This window comes from Xenorhabdus lircayensis (genome assembly GCF_016306625.1).
In the GTDB taxonomy this organism is placed as follows: Bacteria; Pseudomonadota; Gammaproteobacteria; order Enterobacterales; family Enterobacteriaceae; genus Xenorhabdus; species Xenorhabdus lircayensis.
Genome location: NZ_JACOII010000042.1, coordinates 1 through 18,973, shown reverse-complemented (window position 1 = coordinate 18,973; position 18,973 = coordinate 1). Strand labels below are relative to the sequence as shown.

At 44.2% G+C, this 18,973-nt stretch carries 14 protein-coding genes, 1 tRNA gene and 1 pseudogene; 6 read left to right on the top strand and 10 right to left on the bottom strand.

Annotated elements, in window-relative coordinates:
- Positions 1-38: 38 nt before the first annotated feature.
- Complete coding sequence (gene rep, locus H8A87_RS12550) at positions 39-2,069, bottom strand: DNA helicase Rep (RefSeq protein WP_198690300.1); 2,031 nt, start codon at positions 2,067-2,069, stop codon at positions 39-41.
- A gap of 633 nt (positions 2,070-2,702) precedes the next feature.
- On the opposite strand from rep, the gene H8A87_RS12545 reads away from it, so the two are divergent.
- Positions 2,703-3,818 carry a class II histone deacetylase gene (locus tag H8A87_RS12545; RefSeq protein WP_198690299.1) on the top strand — a complete coding sequence of 372 codons (1,116 nt, stop codon included), beginning with the start codon at positions 2,703-2,705 and terminating at the stop codon, positions 3,816-3,818.
- Between the two features lie 52 nt (positions 3,819-3,870).
- Here H8A87_RS12545 and ilvC read toward each other — a convergent pair whose 3' ends face one another.
- A complete protein-coding gene (gene ilvC, locus H8A87_RS12540) occupies positions 3,871-5,349 on the bottom strand; it encodes a ketol-acid reductoisomerase (protein WP_198690298.1) in 1,479 nt (492 codons plus the stop codon).
- A 156-nt stretch (positions 5,350-5,505) separates the two neighbouring features.
- Between ilvC and ilvY the strand changes: the two genes are divergently transcribed.
- The 3 genes and pseudogenes from ilvY to H8A87_RS12525 all read left to right on the top strand — a co-directional run.
- Positions 5,506-6,387 carry an HTH-type transcriptional activator IlvY gene (gene ilvY, locus H8A87_RS12535; RefSeq protein ID WP_198690297.1) on the top strand — a complete coding sequence of 294 codons (882 nt, stop codon included), beginning with the start codon at positions 5,506-5,508 and terminating at the stop codon, positions 6,385-6,387.
- A 35-nt stretch (positions 6,388-6,422) separates the two neighbouring features.
- On the top strand, positions 6,423-7,217 hold the full coding sequence (locus tag H8A87_RS12530; RefSeq protein WP_198690296.1) for an AraC family transcriptional regulator: 795 nt from the start codon (positions 6,423-6,425) through the stop codon (positions 7,215-7,217).
- A gap of 245 nt (positions 7,218-7,462) precedes the next feature.
- Positions 7,463-8,611: pseudogene (locus H8A87_RS12525) on the top strand (DHA2 family efflux MFS transporter permease subunit); the annotation flags it as partial.
- A gap of 48 nt (positions 8,612-8,659) precedes the next feature.
- On the opposite strand, the gene ilvA reads toward H8A87_RS12525, so the two are convergent.
- The 6 genes from ilvA to H8A87_RS12495 all read right to left on the bottom strand — a co-directional run bounded on the left by ilvA (position 8,660) and on the right by H8A87_RS12495 (position 15,239).
- The gene (gene ilvA / locus H8A87_RS12520) at positions 8,660-10,207 is read right to left on the bottom strand and encodes a threonine ammonia-lyase, biosynthetic (RefSeq protein ID WP_408646915.1); all 1,548 of its coding nucleotides are present in this window, start codon (positions 10,205-10,207) and stop codon (positions 8,660-8,662) included.
- A gap of 2 nt (positions 10,208-10,209) precedes the next feature.
- Positions 10,210-12,060, bottom strand: coding sequence for a dihydroxy-acid dehydratase (gene ilvD, locus H8A87_RS12515; protein ID WP_198690294.1), 1,851 nt, complete (start codon positions 12,058-12,060; stop codon positions 10,210-10,212).
- A gap of 86 nt (positions 12,061-12,146) precedes the next feature.
- A complete protein-coding gene (locus H8A87_RS12510; protein WP_198690293.1) occupies positions 12,147-13,076 on the bottom strand; it encodes a branched-chain amino acid transaminase in 930 nt (309 codons plus the stop codon).
- A 24-nt stretch (positions 13,077-13,100) separates the two neighbouring features.
- Positions 13,101-13,358 carry an acetolactate synthase 2 small subunit gene (ilvM, locus tag H8A87_RS12505; protein ID WP_198690292.1) on the bottom strand — a complete coding sequence of 86 codons (258 nt, stop codon included), beginning with the start codon at positions 13,356-13,358 and terminating at the stop codon, positions 13,101-13,103.
- Entirely contained in the window at positions 13,355-15,001 is a 1,647-nt protein-coding gene (gene ilvG / locus H8A87_RS12500; protein WP_198690291.1) for an acetolactate synthase 2 catalytic subunit, read from the bottom strand. The genes ilvM and ilvG overlap by 4 nt, the downstream gene beginning before the upstream one ends.
- Positions 15,002-15,143: 142 nt before the next feature.
- The gene (locus H8A87_RS12495; protein ID WP_198690290.1) at positions 15,144-15,239 is read right to left on the bottom strand and encodes an IlvGEDA operon leader peptide; all 96 of its coding nucleotides are present in this window, start codon (positions 15,237-15,239) and stop codon (positions 15,144-15,146) included.
- A gap of 600 nt (positions 15,240-15,839) precedes the next feature.
- On the opposite strand from H8A87_RS12495, the gene H8A87_RS12490 reads away from it, so the two are divergent.
- Positions 15,840-17,366 (top strand): YifB family Mg chelatase-like AAA ATPase, encoded by a 1,527-nt coding sequence (locus H8A87_RS12490; protein WP_198690289.1) that lies wholly within the window; start codon positions 15,840-15,842, stop codon positions 17,364-17,366.
- A 56-nt stretch (positions 17,367-17,422) separates the two neighbouring features.
- Here the strand turns inward: H8A87_RS12490 and H8A87_RS12485 are convergent, their stop codons facing one another.
- Positions 17,423-17,761, bottom strand: coding sequence for a DUF413 domain-containing protein (locus H8A87_RS12485; protein WP_198690288.1), 339 nt, complete (start codon positions 17,759-17,761; stop codon positions 17,423-17,425).
- A 116-nt stretch (positions 17,762-17,877) separates the two neighbouring features.
- On the opposite strand from H8A87_RS12485, the gene hdfR reads away from it, so the two are divergent.
- Positions 17,878-18,714, top strand: a complete 837-nt coding sequence (gene hdfR, locus H8A87_RS12480) for an HTH-type transcriptional regulator HdfR (protein ID WP_198690287.1) — start codon at positions 17,878-17,880, stop codon at positions 18,712-18,714.
- Between the two features lie 163 nt (positions 18,715-18,877).
- On the opposite strand, the gene H8A87_RS12475 is transcribed toward hdfR, so the two are convergent.
- A tRNA-Trp gene (locus H8A87_RS12475) sits at positions 18,878-18,953 on the bottom strand.
- Positions 18,954-18,973 lie beyond the last annotated feature (20 nt).

The following is an 18,973-nucleotide window of genomic DNA, read 5'->3' as shown; positions in this document are numbered from 1 at the left end:
TACCCTGTATCCATCACGAATACAGGGTTCTCATCGGCTTACTTATCGGTGTTTTTCTGCCCAAGCCCCAAACGCGATTTAATGTCAGCAAGGCGTGACTGCCCCTGTTTCATTCGTTCTTCTGCACTGATCACCCTCTTACCCTGTGGCCAGTCCAAATCATCCCGTGGCAACTCAAGCAAGAATCGGCTTGGTTCGGGGCGGATAAGTTCACCATATTGACGACGCTCTTTGCTAAACGTGAAAAAGAGTTTTCTCCGCGCACGCGTAATGCCGACATAAGCCAGGCGGCGCTCTTCCTCAATATTGTCTTCATCGATGCTGCTCTGATGCGGCAACAAACCTTCTTCCATACCAACCAGAAAAACATAAGGAAATTCCAAACCTTTAGACGCATGTAACGTCATAAGTTGAACTTGATCCAACTCTTCATCTTCCTCACCCCGCTCCAACATATCTCGCAGAGTAAAACGTGCCACCACTTGAGAAAGGGTCATCGGTTCATTCAAGTCATCTCCCTCAAGCATTTCGCTCATCCAAGTGAAGAGTTGATTGACGTTTTTCATTCTCATTTCAGCTGCTTTGGGGCTAGGTGAGGTTTCATACAGCCAGCTTTCGTAATCCATACCACGCAGTAAGTCTCTCACCGCCAGTAGTGGTTCACGTTCCGCCTGACGAAATATTTCATCCATCCAATGGGTAAAGCGCTGCAATGCAGCCAGACCACGCCCAGCCAAATACTGTTCCAAACCAAGGTCAAAACTGGCTTGATATAGACTCTTATTACGCTGATTGGCCCACTCTCCCAATTTCTGGATCGTCACCGCCCCGATTTCTCGCCGTGGTGTGTTGACGATACGCAAAAACGCACTGTCATCCTCAGGGTTGGTCAAGACACGCAGGTAAGAGAGCAAGTCCTTGATCTCAGGCCGAGAAAAGAACGATACCCCCCCCGAAATTCGGTAAGGAATACGGTTTTGCATCAACATTTTTTCGAAGATACGGGACTGGTGATTACCACGATACAGAATGGCGTAATCTTTATATTCGGTTTTATTGATAAAGTGATGAGCGATCAATTCTCCCACAACACGCTCAGACTCGTGATCTTCGTTGTTGGCTTCGATCACCCTGAGTGGATCGCCATAATCCAACTCCGAAAAAAGTTTTTTCTCAAATACATGGAGGTTGTTGGCAATCAGAATATTCGCCGCTTTCAATATCCGCCCTGATGAACGGTAATTTTGTTCCAGCTTGATCACATTCAACTGAGGAAAATCGGCTTTCAGCAGGATCAAGTTTTGTGGACGAGCACCACGCCATGAATAGATGGACTGATCATCATCGCCAACCACCGTAAAACGTGCTCGGTTACCAACCAACAGTTTTACCAGTTGATACTGGCTGGTGTTAGTATCCTGATATTCATCCACCAGCAAGTAACGAATTTTATTTTGCCAGCGCTCCCTGACTTCTTTATCACGCATTAACAGCAGGGTTGGTTTGGTAATCAGATCATCAAAATCAAGAACGTTACAACTGTTCAGATGCAAATCATAGCGTCGATAACACTCTGCAAACTGGTGCTCCTGCGCCGAATGTGCCGCCCTAACCACCTGCTCTGGTGACTTTAAGTCATTCTTCCAGTTAGAAATGCTAGAGACCAGTTTTTGCAGCAGATCCTTATCTTCTTCCAGTAAATCCTCTGTAAGATCTTTCAACAAGGCCATCTGATCTTGATCATCAAACAGTGAGAAATTGCTCTTCATGCCTAACGCCTTGTATTCACGCTTGACGATCTCCAATCCTAAGGTATGGAAAGTCGAGATCATCAACCCTCTCGTTTCCTTACGGCCTAAGGTCTGCGCCACACGTTCTTTCATCTCACGTGCCGCCTTATTGGTGAAGGTGACTGCCGCAATATGGCGAGCCTGATAACCACAAGAGCGGATCAGGTGGGCAATTTTATTGGTGATTACTCGGGTCTTGCCGGAGCCTGCACCCGCCAGAACCAGGCAAGGCCCTGTGACAAATTCAACCGCTTGTTGTTGGCTTGGATTTAATCGCATACTATTTCGAAGGTTATATCAGGATGAAAGGTCAGAGAGCAGAATTGTAGCAGAAAGCAAGGTTGAGAGACGGTTTTGTTTACGTTAATGGATTATTACAGGACAAGATAAAGATGAGTGTCTATATAAACTATTTTTTTGGTTTCAATACGTATTACAATTGCCTTTTATTTTTTAACGGATTAATAAAAAAATAGGGGAAATGGAATTCCTAAAAATACTCTTAACCCATAAATAAATGCCTATCTTTTTTGCTACCCTTCACACAAATAAACATCAACCAATGGTCGTAGTCATAGTTACACTCATCCCATTGTTATTTACCATCTTTCATCTTATATCTAAACACGCCGGAGAGATAGATAGCCAAGTCATATATTATTCATTACCTTGCTGGATATCCGTAACCAATATCACCACCAGCCTTTTTAAATGAAGTAAAATTGGTTATTAAGCAATGTAATAAATTAAGTAGATATCTTTTTCACTAAGGGTTTAAGTTATTTTATCTAAATATATAAATAGTGATTTTCTATTAATTGAAATACATAGCATTTTTTTAACTTCATTGGTGTTATAACAACCATTACGCTTATTGACCATTGACATAAAATCAATAAAAGGGGGATGTAAATGCAACGTAAGACAGGATTTTTCTTTGATGAACTCTGTTTCTGGCACAATTCTGGGTTGTCCCATGTCATCGTATTTCCCGTTGGTGGATGGGTGCAGCAACCCAATAGTGCAGGGCATGCAGAGTCACCAGAAACCAAACGCAGAATGAAAAGTTTAATGGATGTTTCTGGTTTAAGTCATTCATTGCAACTGCGCAGCGCTGAACCGCTCAATGATGCAACGTTAATGCTCGTTCACCCCGAAGATTACTTACAGCGTTTTAAGTCCATGAGTGATAATGGTGGGGGAATATTAGGGCCTGAAGCACCAATGGGGCAAGGCAGTTATGAAATCGCCAAATTATCCGCCGGACTCACCTATGCTGCGGTAGAAGCCGTGTTACAAGGCGAACTGGATAATGCCTACAGCCTTTCCCGTCCTCCCGGACACCATTGCCTACCCGATCAAGCGATGGGCTTTTGCTTCCTTGCCAATATCGCCCTTGCCATTGAGAACGCCAAAGAACAACTTGGTGTTGGTCGAGTTGCAGTCATTGACTGGGATGTTCACCACGGTAATGGCACACAGCATATCTTCTGGGAGCGTGATGATGTTTTGACTATTTCACTGCATCAGGATGGCTGTTATCCCGGAGGTTACAGCGGCGAAGAAGATATCGGTGTTGGCAAGGGTGAAGGTTTCAATATCAATATCCCATTGATGGCCGGAGCCGGGCATAATAGTTATCTCTATGCCATGGATCAAATTGTGCTCCCTGCATTACGACATTACCAACCTGAGCTGATTATCGTTGCCTGCGGCTATGACGCCAACGCCTACGATCCACTAGCCCGAATGCAATTGCACAGTGACAGTTTCCGCGAAATGACCCGTAAAGTGCAACAAGCAGCAGATGAGCTATGCCATGGCAAACTGGTGATGGTTCACGAAGGCGGATATTCCGAAGCCTATGTGCCTTTCTGTGGTTTGGCCGTTATGGAGGAATTAAGTGGCATTCGCACTGAAGTCAACGATCCTGTTCTGGCCATGGTTCAATCACAACAACCGAAAGAGAGATTCGAAGCATTCCAACGTCAAGCCATTGATGAACTGAAACTGAGATTTAACCTGTAGAGATTAACATATCCTGCCCGAAGTTGTTTTATCGGGCAGAATAAATATCATCTTATCCGCCGACTGCAATACGTTTCATATCAGTCATATAACTACGCAAAGTATGGCCGATAACTTCTATCGGATGGTTACGGATCGCTTCATTAACATCACGTAGTTGTGCGTTGTCGATGCCACGATCTGCAACTGATTTCCCTAAATCCCCCGCTTGCAGAGTTGCCATAAATTTTTCTTTCAACAGGGGAACCGCAACGTGAGAGAACAGGTAATTACCATATTCCGCGGTATCAGAAATCACCACGTTCATTTCATACAGGCGCTTACGGGCAATGGTGTTCGCAATCAGCGGCAACTCATGCAGTGATTCGTAATAAGCAGACTCTTCAATAATGCCGGAATCTACCATCGTTTCAAATGCCAGTTCCACCCCAGCCTTCACCATTGCAATCATCAGGACACCATGGTCAAAATATTCCTGTTCACCAATGTTGCCAGTGTAATCTGGATAATTTTCGAATAATGTATTGCCGGTTTCCTCACGCCAAGTCAGTAAGTTTTTATCGTCATCCGCCCAATCTGCCATCATTGTGGAAGAAAACTCGCCGGAAATGATGTCATCCATATGTTTCTGAAACAGCGGAGCCAAGATCGCTTTCAACTGCTCAGAAAGAGCATAAGCACGTAATTTCGCTGGATTAGAAAGGCGGTCCATCATCAACGTAATACCACCCTGTTTCAGAGCTTCAGTGATAGTTTCCCAGCCAAACTGAATTAATTTTCCGGCATAGCCCGGTTCGGCGCCATCGGCAACCAGTTGGTCATAACACAACAAGGAGCCTGCCTGTAACATGCCACACAGAATGGTCTGTTCACCCATCAAATCCGATTTAACTTCTGCCACGAAAGACGATTCCAGAACACCAGCGCGATGACCACCCGTTGCGGCTGCCCACGCTTTCGCGAGCGCCATCCCCTCGCCTTTCGCATCGTTTTCCGGATGCACAGCAATCAGGGTAGGAACACCGAATCCACGCTTATATTCTTCGCGAACTTCCGTTCCCGGACATTTAGGAGCAACCATCACAACAGTGATGTCCTTGCGTACCTGCTCGCCCACTTCGACGATATTGAAACCATGGGAATAGCCCAATGCCGCCCCTTCTTTCATCAAGGGTTGAACAGCCTGAACTACCGCAGAGTGCTGTTTGTCTGGCGTTAGGTTGATAACCAGATCGGCCTGTGGAATTAATTCTTCATAAGTGCCAACCTTGAAGCCATTTTCGGTTGCTTTACGCCATGATGCGCGTTTTTCATCAATCGCTTCTTTACGCAAAGCATAGGCAATATCCAAACCAGAATCACGCATGTTGAGACCTTGGTTTAGCCCTTGCGCACCACAGCCAATGATCACCACTTTCTTGCCTTTTAAATACCCTGCCTCGTCAGCAAATTCTTCCCGCGTCATAAAACGACATTTGCCTAACTGTGCCAATTGCTGGCGCAAGTTCAACGTATCAAAATAATTAGCCATGGTGACTCCGATATAATTGGTGTGAGGTCGTTTGCATAGAGACAATATATGACATGAAAGCCATTGCTTAAATTGATATATTGACAAGACTATATTGCAGTTTATACAACAGACCTTCTCACAGAAAAAAGTCTCTAGGCAAAAGGCTCAAAAACGATGGATCTACGTGATTTAAAATTGTTTTTACACCTTGCGGAAAGTTGTCACTTTGGACGAACTGCCAAGGCCATGCACGTCAGTCCATCCACACTTTCACGTCAAATCCAGCGCCTTGAAGAATTATTGGGACATTCGCTCTTTCTGCGAGATAACCGAACAGTAAAACTAACCACTGCTGGTGAACAACTACAACAATTTGCCCAGCAAACGCTCCTGCAATATAAGCAGCTACAGCATTCATTAAATCACCAAAACCCATCACTGACGGGAGAATTGCGTCTGTTCTGTTCAGTCACTGCTGCGTATAGCCACCTTCCACAAGTCTTGGATAAATTTCGGACAGAGCATCCTTTGGTGGAAATCAAACTGACAACGGGGGATGCCGCTGACGCCGTTGATAGAGTTCAATCCGATGCTGCTGATTTAGGTATTGCGGGCAAACCGGAGAAACTACCTGATAATGTCAGTTTTACCAAAATAGGTGAAGTGCCGCTGGTACTGATTGCACCCTCCCTGCCCTGTGCCGTGAGAACCCTCGCTATACAGGAACACCCCGACTGGAATACCATTCCTTTTATTCTGCCCGAACACGGGCCTTCTCGTAAGCGCATCGAGCTTTGGTTACGTCGGCATAAGATCCTGCATCCCATGATTTACGCAACGGTTTCCGGCCATGAAGCGATTGTTTCCATGGTGGCATTAGGTTGTGGGATTGCACTGATCCCTGCGGTTGTCGTCGAAAATAGCCCTGAACCTGTACGCAACCGCATCTCACTACTGGAGAGTATTTCTCTGGTCGAACCGTTTGAATTAGGTGTCTGTACGCTGAGTAAGCGTTTAAATGAGCCGTTGGTTAAGGCATTTTGGGAATTGTTATAACTTGGGAACTGTAATTCGAAAATAGGGCACTCTATATGCGACGCAAAATAGATAGATATCTTGAAGCTGTCAGGTTATATGAGTATCACAAACAATATTTAGTACTTTCTCATAATATGAAAACGGAGTGGCACCGCCATCCTTGTATTCAATTGAGTGTCTCATATGATTCTTCACAGATAAAAATTGATACTGAGAAGGGATCGCAACAAGTATATGGTTTTATTATCGCCGGCAATATTAAACATCGATTGCATTCTGAACGTGAACCCTGTTTCAATTTCCTGATAGATCCCGCTCATCCCCTATATCATTTACTATCACATCAAATCAAAAATTCAGATATTGTTTACCTCGAATCAGAATCAGCTAGTTTGATAGCAGATTATTTCATCTACTGTTTACAGTCAGACATACCACCAGACATTCTTGCCCTAATTCGTTGGTTAAATAATACGGGTGACTGTCATTGCTATCAGGATTTCCGCATTATAAAGGCGACAACACTCATTACAGAATTACCCGTTAAGATCATCTCCTCCAGTGAAATATCCGATCACATCCATCTCTCAGAAAGCCGATTTCTACATTTGTTTCGGCAGGAGATGAGAACCAATTTCCGTGGTTATTTATTGTGGAAACGGTTCCATCACGCACTTGAAAAAATAAATTCACCAGATTCGCTGACGCTACTCGCTTTCCATAGCGGATTTTCTGATAGTGCTCACTTTAGCCGAACCGGTATGATGTTATGTGGATTCAGCCCCTCTGAATTAAAAAACGCCACCGCAGCCTTTCCTGATACTCTCCCCTATAAGGCACTAAGATAGCCAGTTTATTCAATTAAAAAAATCCCTCACCATTAAGCTACATCTCTGTTCAGGTCATTTAAAACCAACATCAGGGTATTTAGACAAATTACTACAAACATAAATAGTCCTATTTTCAGTTGTGCCCATAGGAAAAATGGTGGGAGAGAAAATGCCTACATCGTCAGTGATTACAGAGAAAACAGCAAAACGTAAGCTGGCTCTAATCATTGCAACACTTTTATTTATCTCTGCAGGCTTAGGCTAACTATCCCCAACCAAAACGCAATATGGCATTGGCGATGTGGTCAATGACCATCGTGGTTGCCCCCGTCTGTGGCCCTATACTCGGTGGCTGGATCAGTGATAGCTATCACTGGGGATGGATATTCCTGATTAATATTCCGTTCGGTCTCGCTGTTATCGCTATCACTTGGATGTTGCTCAAGGATCGGGAAACTAAAACAGAAGCTAGCTCAATTAACGCTGTGGGATTGGTTTTATTAGTCGCTGGTGTGGGCTGTTTTCAGTTGTTGCTTGACCGAGGAAAAGAGCTCGATTGGTTTAACTCATTAGAAATCACTGTATTAGCTATCATAGCGGTGGTTTGTCTCACTTTTTTGATTATCTGGGAATTGACCGATAACGAGCCCATCATAGATTTATCGTTATTTAAATCCCGTAATTTTACGATTGGAACCATATGCATCAGTCTGGCTTTTTTACTTCACATCGGGACGCTTGTTCTGCAACCTCAATTATTACAGAGGGTGTTTGGTTATACCGCAACTTGGGCAGGATTAGCCATGGCGCCGTTAGGCATCATGCCGATAATTCTTGCACCACTTATTGGTCGTCTCGGTTCAAAAGTCGATATGCGCTATCTGGTGATGTCCAGTTTTATTATTTTTGCCTTGTGCTTCTTCTGGCGAGCTTATACTTTCGAACGAACCATAGATTTTTCCGCCGTAGCCTGGCCCCAGTTTATACAAGGCCTTGCCATCGCCTGTTTGATTATGCCACTGAATGCCATCATTTTATCCAATATTAAGCCTGATAAAGTTGCTTCTGCGGTGAGTTTGTTCAATTTCCTGCGTACTCTGGCAACATCAGTGGGAACATCCATCACAACGACTATCTGGTCGAACCGTGAGTCAGTTCACCATGTCCAACTAACACAAGCCATAACACCTTATAATCCCATTGCGACACAATCCTATGAAAATATGCAGCAACTTGGCCTGTCACATACACAAATTAGCAGTAAGTTGACTCGCGAGATCACTCATCAGGGGTTCATTATTGCTGCCAATGAAGTTTATTGGTTATTCGCATTTCTTTTCCTGATGATGCTGTTTTTGATATGGCTGGCCCATCCTACAATCACGGCCAGAAATAATAAAAATAAAGAGTAAGACCAGTAAAATAGCACCCTATTAAGGTGCTATCTTTTATTATTTCTTTTAAGTCAAAAATAATTTAAACGAGGAATTATCCGTTTCATCATGATATTCATAGCCCAGCGCATCCAAATGGCGCTCAAAACGTACTTCCGGCCCTAAAAGCTCAAAAGCAGCCAGCACACGACCATAATCCGTGCCGTGGCTACGGTAGTGAAACAGAGTGATATTCCAGTGAGTACCCAGTGTCTGCAAAAATTTCAGCAAAGCCCCCGGAGATTCAGGAAAGGCAAAACTAAACAACCGTTCCTGCAATGGCTTAGATGGTCTGCCACCTATCATGTAACGGACGTGCAGTTTCGCCATTTCATCATCAGTAAAATCAGCGACCTGATATCCCGATGCTTTCAATTCTTCAATAATTTCACGGCGTTCAGCATTTCCACGACTCAATCTGATTCCGACAAAAATGCAGGCTTTACTTGGATCGGTGGCATCCGAATAGCGATAGCTGAATTCTGTTACTACACGTGTTCCCAAGATCTGGCAAAAATGCAGGAAACTGCCTTTTTGTTCAGGAATGGTAACCGCCAACAAGGCTTCGCGCTGTTCTCCCAGTTCGCAGCGTTCTGAAACATAACGTAAGCCATGAAAATTCACATTGGCGCCAGAAAGAATATGCGCCAGCCGTTCTCCCTGAATCTGATGTTGTTGGACATATTTCTTCAAGCCCGCCAATGCCAGCGCACCGGAAGGTTCCGCAATCGCCCTGACATCGTCGAAGATATCTTTCATGGCGGCACAAATGGCATCACTATCCACCGTAATGACATCATCGACATATTGCTGGCATAAACGGAATGTTTCATCGCCAATGCGTTTCACTGCCACACCTTCCGCAAACAACCCTACTCTTGGTAAATCAACCGGATGTCCAGCTTCTAATGCTGCTTTCAGACAAGCGGAATCTTCGGCTTCCACGCCAATGATTTTCATTTCAGGTACAAGTTGTTTGATAAGAACCGCGACGCCCGCAATCAATCCGCCACCACCAACCGGAACAAAGATGCGATCAAGATGGACATCCTGCTGTAGCAGTTCCATCGCCAGTGTTGCCTGACCAGAAATCACGACAGGATGGTCAAAGGGGGGGATGAAAGTGTAGCCGTGCTCTTTTGCCATCTCGATCGCTTTTGCCTTCGCTTCATCGAAATTCGCACCGTGTAACAGGACTTCTCCACCAAAGCTGCGTACTGCATCGACCTTAATATCCGCTGTCGCTATCGGCATCACGATGGTGGCTTTTACGCCAACTTTACTGGCTGACAATGCAACACCTTGGGCATGATTACCCGCAGAAGCCGTAATCACACCTTTAGTTTTTTGATCTTCCGTCAAACCAGCAATCATCGCGTATGCGCCACGCAATTTGAAACTGTGCACCAACTGGCGATCTTCCCGTTTAACCAAAATCGTATTATTTAAACGAGCAGAGATTTTTTTCATTTCCTGTAACGGAGTAACTTGAGCAACATCATAAACCGGTGCACTCAATGCGGCTTTGAGATATTCCGCCCCGTTGGGTTCAGTATTCAGGGGATAAACTGCCACAATCAGCTCCCCAGTTTGGTTTTATCGCGCACAGCACCTTTGTCAGCGCTAGTCGCCAGCAAAGCATAGGCTCGCAATGCAAAAGAAACCTGACGATCTCGGGACTTAGGTGTCCATGCCTTATCTCCGCGAGATAATTCAGCCTGTGTACGTTCAGCAAGTTCTGTTTCAGCAACATCCAGCTGAATTTTACGGTTTGGAATATCAATATCAATGATATCGCCATCATGGATCAGTCCAATCAAACCACCGTTCGCCGCTTCTGGGGAGACGTGGCCAATGGATAGCCCTGATGTACCTCCTGAAAAACGACCATCCGTAATCAGCGCACAACTTTTGCCTAGCCCCATCGATTTCAAATAGGTGGTGGGATAGAGCATCTCTTGCATGCCGGGGCCGCCTTTCGGCCCTTCATAACGAATGACGACCACATCGCCAGCAACCACTTTTCCGCCCAAAATCGCGTCTACTGCATCGTCCTGACTCTCATAAACTTTGGCAAGGCCACGGAAAGTCAAACTTCCTTCATCAACGCCTGCTGTTTTCACGATACAGCCATTCGCTGCAATGTTACCAAACAGAACCGCCAGACCACCATCCTGACTATAAGCATGAGCGCGCTCACGAATGCACCCGGCCTCACGATCGGTATCCAACGATGGCCAACGACAGTCCTGCGAAAAGGCCTGAGTAGTACGGACCCCTGCTGGCCCCGCCGCATACATGCTCTTAACGCTTTTATCCTCTGTCAGCATAATGTCGTACTGAGCCAAGGTTTGTGGCAAATCCAAATCCAAAACATTTTTCACATCGCGATGCAAAAGCCCTGCACGATCCAGTTCACCGAGGATGCCAATCACGCCACCAGCACGGTGTACGTCTTCCATATGGTATTTTTGGGTGCTTGGAGCAACTTTGCATAAATGAGGAACCTGACGAGACAAGCGATCAATGTCTGCCATAGTAAAATCAATTTCACCTTCCTGCGCTGCTGCCAACAAATGCAGAACGGTGTTAGTCGACCCCCCCATCGCAATATCCAATATCATGGCATTTTCAAATGCGGCTTTGGTTGCGATATTACGTGGTAAAGCGCTGTCATCATTTTTTTCATAGTAACGTTTGGTCAATTCAACAATGCGCTTACCCGCGTTGATGAACAAAGTTTTACGATCCGCATGTGTAGCGAGCAGTGAACCGTTGCCCGGCTGAGAAAGCCCCAGCGCTTCGGTCAGACAATTCATCGAATTCGCCGTAAACATCCCAGAACAAGAACCGCATGTCGGGCAAGCCGAACGTTCGATTTGATCACTCTGTTCATCACTGACGTTCGGATTGGCACCCTGAATCATGGCATCAACCAGATCCAGCTTGATGATCTGATCGGATAAGCGTGTTTTACCCGCCTCCATTGGGCCACCAGAAACAAAAATAACCGGAATATTCAGACGCAACGATGCCATCAGCATCCCTGGTGTGATTTTGTCGCAGTTGGATATACACACCATGGCATCAGCACAGTGGGCATTGACCATATATTCCACCGAATCAGCGATCAATTCACGCGAAGGCAGTGAATAGAGCATTCCACCATGCCCCATCGCAATACCATCATCAACAGCGATAGTATTGAATTCTTTCGCAACTCCCCCTGATGCCTCAATCTGTTCAGCCACCAGCTTACCTAAATCCCGCAGATGTACATGCCCCGGCACGAACTGAGTGAATGAATTAACAACCGCAATGATAGGCTTTCCAAAATCTGCATCAGTCATACCTGTGGCTCGCCATAAAGCACGGGCTCCCGCCATATTACGGCCGTGTGTTGTCGTGGCAGAACGGTATTTAGGCATTGTTTTTACTCCCATGTCTGTCTTATCTAATTAACTTCAGCAATTAAAACAGGCGGGGAACGACCGCCTGTTGGGTCTTGTATTTTTTATGAAGGGTTAACTGGATCCAGCCAGCCCCATTTATCTTCTGTCGTACCATCAAATAAGCCAAAAAACGCGCTTTGGATTTTTTTGGTGATAGAACCGCATTTGCCAATACCAACCTGAATGCCATCTACGCTACGAACAGGTGTGATCTCTGCGGCAGTTCCTGTCATAAATACTTCATCCGCCAAGTAGAGCGATTCACGAGAAAGTGTCTGTTCACGAACTTCCAGACCAAGGTCTTGCGCCAATTTGATAATGGCATCACGGGTGATCCCCGGCAGAGCAGATGAAGTAAATGGAGGCGTGAACAAAATCCCATCTTTTACTTCAAATAGGTTTTCTCCCGCGCCTTCTGAAACATAGCCATGCACATCCAGCGCAATACCTTCCTGATAACCATGACGTCGTGCTTCACTTCCCACCAGCAAGGAAGAGAGGTAATTGCCTCCTGCTTTTGCGCCAGTTGGGATCGTATTTGCCGCTACACGATTCCATGAAGAAACCATCGCATCAATGCCCTGCTCCAAAGCTTCTTCACCGAGATAGGCTCCCCACGGGAAAGCAGCAATAATGACGTCTGTTTTATAACCATCGGGAGGGTTTACTCCCATTCCAACATCACCAACAAACACCAATGGACGAATGTAAGCACTGAGTAATTTATTTTTGCGAAGTGTTTCACGACAAGCTTCCATCAATTCATCAACGCTCTGGCTTACTGGAAAACGGTAAATCTTGGCTGAGTCATGCAAGCGCTGCATATGTTCACGATGGCGAAAAACAACGGGTCCCTTGTGAGAGTCATAGCAACGAACCCCTTCAAATACTGAAGTGCCATAATGCAGGGCGTGGGACATAACGTGAACTTTAGCATCTGCCCAAGGCACCATTTTCCCATTGAACCAAATATAATCGGCTTGCTTTGTCATTCTCAGTTTTCCTTCAATTGCGCACTATGCGCTTATTAATTGTGCTTCTTTGTGTTGGATCTCGACACCAGCAACATCCACTAATTTCATCAGTTGAGAAAAAAGTAAATTGACAGAACGCTGGCTGGTCACTGTGAGTTCAATACTTACATTATCACTATCTGTTGCATGATCCATATTCAATGCGCTTACCTGAAATCCACGGTGACGGGTAACTCTCAGAATTCGTTCCAGAATCTCAGGGCAAAATCGTGCCTGAATAGCAAGTTGATGCTGCATCATAATGACTCCTCCAACATGGTGTCGTTGCTTGCGCCTGGTGGAACCAATGGCCAGACATTCTCTAATTCATCAATGGATACGTGTAATAAATACGCTCCCTCGCTGCTAAACAAAGCATCCAGTGCTTCACTCACTTGAGTTTTATCCGTGATTCGCTGCCCTGGAATGCCAAAGGCTTGGGCCAACGTAAGAAAATCAGGGTTATCGGTTAAGATCGTTTCGCTATAACGTTTTTCAAAAAACAGTTCTTGCCACTGCCGAACCATGCCTAACCGCTGGTTATCCAATAAGATCATTTTGACCGGTAACTGTTTGCGTTTGATTGTGCCCAACTCCTGAACATTCATCATGAAAGAACCGTCACCGGATATGCAAATAACCATATCTTCCGGACGTGCCATCTGAGCACCAATCGCCGCTGGAATACCAAAGCCCATTGAACCCAAGCCACTTGATGTGATGAAATTCTCCGGCTGGCTGAATGTCATGTGCTGCGCCGTCCACATCTGATGCTGCCCAACATCGGTCGTGATCACAGTGCTGGGCGACGCACGGTCAGAAATTTGTTTCAACAGCAGCGGAGCATAAATGCTTTCGCCCTGATAGTCATAACGCCATACATGTTCGTTTTTTAATTCTTTGATTTCTTGTTGCCAGTCTTGGATCGATAAAGTTTGCTGCAAATGAGGCAACAATGTTTTTAAATCGCCCAATAATGAAACATGAGTCTGATGTAATTTATTGAATTCAACGGGATCAATATCTAAATGGATGACTTTGGCATTAGGTGCAAAGGTATTCAGCTTTCCTGTCACACGATCATCGAAACGAGCGCCAGCAGCAATTAACAAATCACAGGATTGAACCGCAAGATTGGCAGCTTTAGTACCGTGCATTCCCAACATGCCCAAATAGCATTTATGCTCACAATCCGCAGCCCCCAAACCTTTCAATGTGGAAACAACGGGCATTCCTGTTTCTGCAACAAAACGGCGTAATTCAGGAACTGCACCAGACATGCCAACTCCACCACCCACGTACAGAACTGGCTTCCGAGACGATTCTAATAGTTGACACGCCTGCTCTAGCTCTTGCTTAGGGAGGGAGAATTTAGGGGATACAGGCATCAGGTACGGTGCAAGAGCACCTTGAGCTAACTGAATATCTTTCGGTAAATCAACCAGAACAGGGCCGGGACGACCACTCATAGCAATGGTAAAGGCATCAGCTATGATTTGGGGTAGCTTTTCCAGCGAATCAACAAGAAAACTGTGCTTTGTACAGGAAAGGGACATTCCCAAAATATCGATTTCCTGAAAGGCATCCGTCCCGATAAATTCAGAACTTACTTGGCCAGTGATAGCCACAACAGGAACAGAATCCAACAGTGCATCAGCCAATCCAGTGATTAAATTTGTCGCACCTGGCCCTGATGTCGCGATACAAACTCCCGGCTTGCCACTCGCCCTTGCATAACCGATTGCTGCCATAACAGCACCTTGTTCATGACGGCATAATACGTGTTCGACGCCCCCGTCATACAGCGCATCATAAACTGGCATGATAGCTCCGCCGGGATAACCGAAAACTTTTTCAATTCCCCGCGTTCGTAACGCTTCTACAACCGATTGTGCCCCGTTCATTGCCGTTCTCCCCTGTTGTGTTTACCTTGTAATTGGTTGTTGTGATGCTTTGTTATGTTCGTTTCTATGTATCCAAAAATGTGCCAAAAAAAACCCCCGCGCCTTTCGGTGCGGGGGTCTTTTGAAATCTGGCTGTTTTCTTCTAAGCCTTCCTTCGTCTAAGTGCAACCCCGCACGGTGGGATAATCACCACCACACTCACAATAATTAGGCTAATCACTAGGACAAATGTGTTCATAATTCTGTTCGTTTTCACTCGTATGCTTGACGTATATTTAAGAGTTATCACTTTATATGGTTGTTGACAACAATTATTTTTATTTTTCCATAACAAAATTATTTTATTTATATTTTTCACTTAGATAGAAATGCAAGCAGATAAATTCACTGGAATTTATTCCTTTTGCACTCAAAAAAATCACTATCTATCTGTTTAATAAAATAATTAATAAATAAAATAATAAAAAAACGAATTAATCATCTATCTACCAATAGAGCAACAAAAAACACGAGCAAAACCAATATTGTTTGTTAATGGTGGTTACCATTAACAAAATGCAATCACAAAATTAGTTAATAAAATTTATATATAGACAATTGGATAATTGAAAAGCAATGCTATCCGTATAATATTCATTCTCTTTATCAGAATAATCTAAAACTGAAAAAATATTCATAAATAACATAAAGTTATTATTGGAATCTAAATAACAAAATGGTTTTCGGGATAGTCACAATGATCAATATATTTACGAGCTTTTTCTCAAAATAACAAAAGGCGACTTTTTATTATTTTTTATCGATTCATGATAGCAGCTTTATTGCTAAGGAGAGCACCATGACACTCGCCGTTATTCATACACGGGCAACAATTGGTATTGATTCCCCCATTGTCATAATAGAAGCACATATCAGTAATGGCTTACCCGGTCTAACTCTCGTTGGCTTGCCTGAAACAACGGTTAAAGAAGCCAGAGATCGTGTCAGGAGTGCTCTGATCAACAGTGGTTTTACTTATCCTCCCAAAAGGATTACCGTCAATTTAGCCCCAGCAGATCTTCCCAAAGAAGGGGGAAGATATGATTTACCTATTGCTATCGCAATCTTGGCAGCATCAGAGCAAATCACGACAGATAAGCTACATAATTATGAATTTTTAGGGGAATTAGCGCTTTCTGGTGAAATACGACGGATCATGGGAGCTATTCCCGCTGCATTGAGTGCAAAAAGGGCAGGAAGGCAACTTATTCTCTCCTCAGAGAATCAAGCTGAACTGACAATCTTATCCCAGAATGAAACATTGATGGCAAATCACTTACTTCAAGTATGCCATTTCTTGCAGGGAGAAAAAGCCATTTTACCCTCTCCTCCTCCCATTGAACTACAGACCGAACCGTGTGTTTTGGATATACAGGACATTATTGGACAGGAGCAAGCCAAGCGAGCATTGGAGATCACAGCAGCTGGCGGCCATAATCTTCTGCTACTCGGCCCGCCAGGAACAGGCAAAACCATGCTTGCCAGCCGTTTACGTACTCTATTGCCGCCATTAACGCATCAGGAGGCTCTGGACGTCGCTGCAATCAATAGTCTAATCGGTTCTCCTGTTAATCCTCAAAAATGGCATACACGCCCATTTAGAGCCCCTCATCACAGTTCATCAATGGCGGCTCTCGTTGGTGGGGGTTCAATACCTAAGCCAGGGGAAATTTCCCTTGCACATAATGGCGTATTATTTCTGGATGAATTACCTGAATTCAATCGAAGTGTCCTTGATGCTCTGCGTGAACCATTGGAGTCCGGCGAAATAGTGATATCCCGCGCAAAGGCAAAAGTCTGTTTCCCCGCTCAAGTTCAACTGATTGCAGCCATGAACCCAAGCCCAACAGGCTATCATCAGGGGTTACATAACCGAAGTAGCCCACAACAAATATTGCGCTACCTTTCCAAACTCTCAGGCCCTTTTTTAGATCGTTTTGATCTCTCTATTGAAGTTCCCCTGCTTCCGCCTGGTATTTTAAGCCAATCGTCAACAAAACATGGCGAAAGTAGCCATGAGATCAAAAAACGGGTACAAACCGCCAGAAAAATACAAATAGAGCGATATGGGCATATTAATGCTCATCTCAATAGCAAACAAACTGAAAATATTTGCAAACTTAGAATGGAAGATGCAGTTTTTCTGGAAAATACTTTATTGAAATTGGGGTTATCCATACGAGCCTGGCACAGAATACTCAAGGTTTCCCGTACAATTGCAGACTTAAAAGAACAAAAAAGAATAGAAAAACCAGATATTATGGAAGCGCTCAGCTATCGATGTATAGATAGGTTACTTATTCAACTACAGAAACAATCTAGATAAATTAGAAGAGGAGCGATTTCGCCCCTCTTGATAGATCATTAATATCAATGATGGTATTAATCATCAGTATCGGTATAGTCCTCTGTAGAATCTATCTGCGGTTTTCCGCCGGAAAGAGTATGAAAACGTTTTGGACGGCTGATTTTTGCCAAATACTTAGTCCATACCTTTTCTTCTGTCGTTGCAGGTGCACGTTCACCACGGCAAACTGCAACAAACAGTTTTTCTTCTTCTGTTTGAGGTTCACGTTTACCAAGATCCAATTCATTGAACGCATGACCATGACGTTCTAGTAATTGGGCTTCTTTGATGGTGAAATCACCATGACGGGAAAATCCTCGTGGATAATTTTTATTATCAAAAAAACGATTAGTCGTGATGAAGCTTTCAGCCATCTGACACACTCCTAACTCTAATGTCATACTAATTATGGCGCGGAGTATTAGGGAGGCTTGACATTCTGTAAAACAAAATATTTAAATCTTAACGACAAAAACTATTGGAGATGCATGTGGACACCGAATTACTGAAAACCTTTTTGGAAGTCAGTAAGACTCGTCACTTTGGTCGGGCAGCTGAATCGCTTTATCTAACACAATCCGCTGTTAGCTTTCGAATCCGCCAACTAGAAAATCAGTTGGGTACCAATTTATTCACACGGCATCGCAATAATATCCGCCTAACTGCGGCCGGAGAACGCCTTGTACCCTATGCAGAATCACTAATGAATACTTGGCAATTAGCGAAGAAAGAAATCAACTATGTTGCCCAGCATACAAAACTCTCTATCGGTGCTACAGCATCCCTGTGGGAAGGTTATCTAACTTCCTGGCTGAATACGTTTTACCAGCTCCATCAGAAAACGAGGATCGAATCTCTGATTTCTACACGCCAGTCGCTAGTCAAGCAATTGCATTCTCGTGAATTGGACCTCTTAATTACCACAGAACCACCAAAAATGGATGAATTCCAAAGTCAGTTAATAGGTAATATCCAGCTTATTTTATCAACAACCCGGCATAATCTCGAAAAAGGCGTTGAAAATTACATTAAATTGGAGTGGGGGGCTGACTTCCATCAGCAGGAACAACAAATTTTAAAGAATGATCATCCACCTATTATTACAACCACATCGGCACATATCGCCAGAGAATTATTGGATAGTGTAAATGCTTCCACCTTCCTTCCTGTGCACTGGCAAGAAGAAGATCCAAAACTCGTAACCTTACCTGATAATGAGTTAATAGAACGACCATTGTATGCTATATGGCTGCAAAACAGCGACCAACAACCCCTTATTCAGCAGTTAATAAAAATTCCTGTCAAGAAAGCGCCTGTAACTACCTGAAAACAGCTTTTATGGTAAAAAGGGGAGAATAATGATGTGCAGAAGAATAACGCCTGCAATGAGATTAAAATTATATGAAAAAATGATAAGCAAGAAAAAACCCAGCTAAATTTAGCTGGGCTATTAATCTGAAAGCTATATGAATTATTACTTAGTTGTTAACTGGCAGGGGCGGAGAGACTCGAACTCCCAACACCCGGTTTTGGAGACCGGTGCTCTACCAATTGAACTACGCCCCTAAATACGGTGGCGGTGCGGA